This window comes from Rhodovulum marinum (assembly GCF_004343075.1).
GTDB lineage: Bacteria > Pseudomonadota > Alphaproteobacteria > Rhodobacterales > Rhodobacteraceae > Rhodovulum > Rhodovulum marinum.
In genome coordinates, this window is sequence record NZ_SLXP01000037.1 from 1 (window position 1) to 1,039 (window position 1,039).

Sequence of the window (1,039 nt, forward strand, 5' to 3'; positions counted from 1 at the left end):
CGGCGCGCGCGGGTTCCGCCGCGCCGGCAGGGCGATGGAAGGCGCAGGTCGAGCGGCCGGGCCGGTGCATCCAGGGACGCGGCCAGAAGGGCGCGGAAGGTGGCCAGCGCGGGTCCGGGGGCAGGGCTTGTGGCGATACGCGTCAGCGCCGCCCGCGCCGCGGCGGCATAGTCACATCCGCCTGGCAGCGCGCCCAGCCATTGCATGAAGGCCAGCTGCCCGATTTCGCGTGCCCGCTCGGCGCTTTCGCCGCGGGCCTGCATCTGGATCAGCACCATCTCAAGCATCATCGAACGCCCGGCGCCGCCACAGGGTGCCGGCGGCGCGAGAGTCGCACGGGGTTTCGAAAAACGGTCTGTCATCGCGGTCTCCTTGCCGGGGCACCCCGCCCGGGTTGAACAGGTCGTGACGATGGCAGGTCTCTTGACTTGCGGGTCGCTGCGCCCCCCGATCCTTCCCGGGCCACGGGGCCCAGTGGACATTTCGGAACACGCTCGCCGCCTACAGTTGCGGGGGCAGTCGCGGATTTGCCGAAGATCGGCGCACCGCGTTCCCTTTTCACCCGTGACACGCCGATCACGGGAACCATCGCTACCGGCATAGCCCGGGCGCCCGGCGGCGGTCAACGCGGATGAAACCGCGCCGCGGGGGGCATGCGCGGGCTTGCCTGCCGCCCATGGCGCGGTATATGCCGCGCCCGCCGGGTGCCCCGCCATACCGGGGAGAATCGGGAAGCCGGTGAGAAACCGGCGCGGGCCCGCCGCTGTGACGGGGATGCCGCAGGCACGACGCCACTGGAGCGATCCGGGAAGGCGCCTGCCGGCAGACGACCCGAAGCCAGAAGACCGGCCCGGCAAGATGGCCGCCCCGCGTGGAACCCGAGGCGGCGCTGTCAAACCAGGAGGGCCAGAATGCCCGACACCGCCCTTGCGGCGCCCGTTCCCGCGCGCCGTTTCACCCCCGAGGAACGGGACACGATCCACGAATTGATCCGCAGCCGCCGCGACGTCCGCGACGAGTTCCGCCCCGATCCGATCCC

At 71.9% G+C, this 1,039-nt stretch carries 1 protein-coding gene and 2 riboswitches; the gene reads right to left on the minus strand.

From position 1 onward, the window contains the following. Positions 1 to 362 (minus strand): hypothetical protein (locus tag EV662_RS19330; RefSeq protein ID WP_132466532.1); only part of this gene is annotated, 362 nt, incomplete at its 3' end. A 34-nt stretch (positions 363 to 396) separates the two neighbouring features. After that, positions 397 to 605: riboswitch (cobalamin riboswitch) on the minus strand. Between the two features lie 80 nt (positions 606 to 685). Next, positions 686 to 868: riboswitch (cobalamin riboswitch) on the plus strand. The last annotated feature ends 171 nt before the right edge of the window (positions 869 to 1,039 follow it).